This is a genomic window from Neisseria sp. P0020.S003, assembly GCF_051957095.1.
GTDB classification, from domain to species: domain Bacteria; phylum Pseudomonadota; class Gammaproteobacteria; order Burkholderiales; family Neisseriaceae; genus Neisseria; species Neisseria subflava.
In genome coordinates this window covers 179,779-183,132 of sequence record NZ_JBQCWU010000003.1, presented here as the reverse complement: position 1 = coordinate 183,132, position 3,354 = coordinate 179,779, and the positions used below count along the sequence as shown (strand labels likewise).

The window sequence follows — 3,354 nt, the reverse complement described above, 5'->3', positions numbered from 1 at the left end:
TGGCCAGGCGTTTCATTCCGTACTTTGCCTGTTTGAAACGGTTGTTGGTACTGGTTTGGGGTTTGAGCAGTCTGCCCCTTGCGGCTTTAAGTGCGCGGTAAATGGTGACGCGGCTGACTTGGTAGCGACGTGCTAGGGAGGTGACGCTCTCTTTCCCCTGCGTGTAGGCCAGCCAAATGGCTTGACGGTGGTGCGGGGTGAGTCGGGTGTTTTTGTGCATGTTCATGTTTCAGTATTCTCTTGGAAATACTGTAAACAACGCTACTAGTTTCTACAAATAGTTTTACAAGCCGAATACGGCAATATCGCCCTTGCCTTGACGAATCAGCTCAGTACCATCGGTCATATCGATAACCGTCGTCGGCTCAGTACCGCACCAGCCGCCATCAATAACCAAATCAACAGCATGCTCAAGACGGTCTCGGATTTCGTATGGATCAGTCAATGGCTCGTCGTCTTCGGGCAGCATGAGGGTGCAACTTAAAATAGGTTCGCCCAACTCTTGCAAAAGTGCCAAAGCAGTGGCGTTATTGGGAACACGCAGGCCGATGGTTTTGCGTTTGGGGTGAAGCGTGCGATTCGGTACTTCTTTGGTTGCCTGCAGGATAAAGGTGTAGCTGCCGGGCGTAGCTGCTTTAAGCTGGCGGAATTGGGCATTATCTACTTTGGCGTAAGTACCCAATTCGCTCAAATCGGCACACATCAGGGTCAGATGGTGTTTTTGATCGATTTTGCGAATCGTGAGAATGCGCTCCATCGCGTTTTTGTCGCCGAGTTTGCAGCCAAGCGCATAGCAGGAATCCGTAGGGTAAACGATAACACCGCCACTGCGGACAATATCGGCGGCTTGTTTGATGAGGCGGTCTTGGGGATTATCAGGATGGATGGCGAAAAATTGTGCCATGTTTTTTTCCTTATCATTCTAATGGTTTGTTGTTTGACATTTTAAAACTTATTTGGCCGTCTGAATATTGGATTTCCACCACTATGAATGGATTTAGCCTCAGCTACAACACAGCTGCACCTAGTGATACCTTATATATCATTTTGATTTACCGGCCGATATCGAAAGTCAATTTAATACGCTATATAATGCGTTATTTTGTTTGAAAGTCATCTCAATGTCTGCTTCTTCCCTACCTTCCCGCCGCTTATCTGTCGCACCTATGCTCGATTGGACAGACAGACACTATCGCTTTATGGCGCGACAAATTACACGCAATGCTTGGCTGTATAGCGAAATGGTCAATTCAGGCGCAGTGGTTTACGGAGATAAAGACCGCTTCTTGAGTTTCAACGAAGGCGAGCAACCGGTCGCTTTACAGCTTGGCGGATCAGATCCGCATGACTTGGCAATCGCTGCCAAAGCGGCTGAGGCGTATGGCTATAACGAAGTCAACCTAAATTGCGGCTGCCCCAGCCCACGCGTTCAAAAAGGCGCATTCGGCGCTTGCCTGATGAACGATGTAGATTTGGTGGCAGATTGTTTGAACGCGATGCAGGATGCAGTTAAAATTCCGGTAACAGTCAAACACCGCATCGGCGTAGACAGACAAACAGAATATCAAGTCGTGGCAGATTTTGTAGGCATACTTCGTGAAAAAACAGCCTGCCGCACATTTATCGTCCATGCGCGTAATGCTTGGCTGGACGGTTTATCCCCGAAAGAAAACCGTGAAGTTCCGCCACTCAAATATGAATACGTCTACCGTTTGAAACAAGAGTTCCCCGACTTAGAAATTTTGATTAACGGCGGCATCACCACCAATGAAGAAATCGCCGAACATCTGAAATTTGTCGACGGCGTCATGATCGGGCGCGAGGCTTATCACAATCCGATGCTGATGCGCGATTGGGATGCACTGTTTTACAACAACACACACGCACCAATCCAATACGCAGATTTAGCAGCTTGGCTATACGCATACAGCCGCGAACAAATCGCCTCAGGGCGCGGTACCATCCTACGCCATATCGTCCGCCATGCACTAGGCTTAATGCACGGCCTAAAAAATGCCCGCACTTGGCGCCGTATGCTCTCAGATGCCACCTTGCTAAAAGACAACGACGGCAGCCTGATTCTAGACGCATGGAAAGAAGTAGAACGCGCAAATATTTGGGATTAATGGCGTATAGTGTGAATAAATGAAAGGCCGTCTGAAACATCAAATGATGTTTCAGACGGCCTTTTAAATTGCAACAGACTGCTAAAGATATATTCATTTCTCTTTAGCTACTATAACGATTAATTCATCAAATAAAACCAACACATAATCTAAGCATAAAAAAATGCGACCTAAATTAGGCCGCATTTACTTTACTTCGTCTTTTCAGACGGCCTTTTCAGGCCGTCTGAAAGTCAGATTACCATTGGTAACCAACTGCTACGGTAGCACCGAAGTGACCACGTGAGTTGCCGGAAGCAGTACCTTTGATGATCCAGTGACCACCATCGGAAATGCTAGAGAGGCCGACAGCGTAACCGGTTTCACCGCGGTAGTGACTGCCACCGATAGCCAGCATGCTCTTACCTGGCAAGTAAGCTTGTGGCAGACCGGCAGTAGCCAGAGCTTGAGCCACACCTGCGCGGGCGTTGTTGTCAACCTTGTTCACACTGCTGTTCACATCGCCGAATTTTTGGTTCAGCTGGTCAACGTTAACCGCATCGGTACCGTTCTTACCTGGAGCAACATTTTTAATAGTAGTGTTGCCGGCATCGATACCATCTTTGTTGATGGTTACAGGACCTGCCTTCAGTTCATTAGTAGTAACACTGTTAACGGTCAGATCAGGGTTCAAGCTGGCTTTCAGCGCATCGCCGTCTTTCTTAACGAAGATGTTTTGAACTTCTTTCTCTGAAGTCTTACCGGTTGCTTTGTCGAATACTTGAACTTTAGTACCCGCATCACCTTTAATCTGAATAGTGTTATTCAGTTTTTTGGAGATAGAGCCGTCAGTAGTACCAGTCTCGTCAACCAGACCGAAGGTGCCATCAGCATCTTTACCGTCTTTACCGTCTTTCACGGTTGCAGTAGTAGTAGAGATGACTTTACCGTCTTTATCGAAGTTGTTGATAGTAATGGTAGAAGTACCTTTAGCTTCATCACGCTCAACTTTACCTTCAGCAGACTTACCGTTTTCACCGGTATCACCTTTGGCACCAGTAGCACCAGTTGCACCAGTTGCGCCAGTTGCACCGGTATCGCCTTTAGCACCAGTAGCACCAGTAGCACCAGTAGCACCAGTAGCACCAGTAGCACCAGTAGCACCAGTAGCACCAGTAGCACCAGTAGCACCAGTAGCACCAGTAGCACCAGTAGCACCAGTAGCACCAGTAGCACCAGTAGCACCAGT

The 3,354-nt window shown here is 47.9% G+C and carries 4 protein-coding genes; 1 reads left to right on the top strand and 3 read right to left on the bottom strand.

What is annotated here, in order from left to right:
- The coding region (locus tag ACTHTQ_RS03780) for a helix-turn-helix domain-containing protein (protein WP_440346807.1) at window positions 1-226 on the bottom strand (226 nt) is incomplete at its 3' end.
- Between the two features lie 57 nt (window positions 227-283).
- Window positions 284-904 carry an L-threonylcarbamoyladenylate synthase gene (locus tag ACTHTQ_RS03775; RefSeq protein ID WP_070749740.1) on the bottom strand — a complete coding sequence of 207 codons (621 nt, stop codon included), beginning with the start codon at window positions 902-904 and terminating at the stop codon, window positions 284-286.
- Between the two features lie 217 nt (window positions 905-1,121).
- Here ACTHTQ_RS03775 and dusA point away from each other — a divergent pair, with 217 nt between their 5' ends.
- Window positions 1,122-2,126: a tRNA dihydrouridine(20/20a) synthase DusA gene (dusA, locus tag ACTHTQ_RS03770; protein WP_440363141.1), complete on the top strand. Its 1,005-nt coding sequence runs from the start codon at window positions 1,122-1,124 to the stop codon at window positions 2,124-2,126.
- A gap of 238 nt (window positions 2,127-2,364) precedes the next feature.
- On the opposite strand, the gene ACTHTQ_RS03765 is transcribed toward dusA, so the two are convergent.
- Window positions 2,365-3,354 (bottom strand): YadA-like family protein (locus ACTHTQ_RS03765; RefSeq protein ID WP_440363135.1); only part of this gene is annotated, 990 nt, incomplete at its 5' end.

What these genes read in the sequence shown, in the direction of transcription:
- ACTHTQ_RS03775 (WP_070749740.1), bottom strand. Translation starts at nt 904, where the DNA reads ATGGCACAATTTTTCGCCATCCATCCTGATAATCCCCAAGACCGCCTC.
- dusA (WP_440363141.1), top strand. Translation starts at nt 1,122, where the DNA reads ATGTCTGCTTCTTCCCTACCTTCCCGCCGCTTATCTGTCGCACCTATG.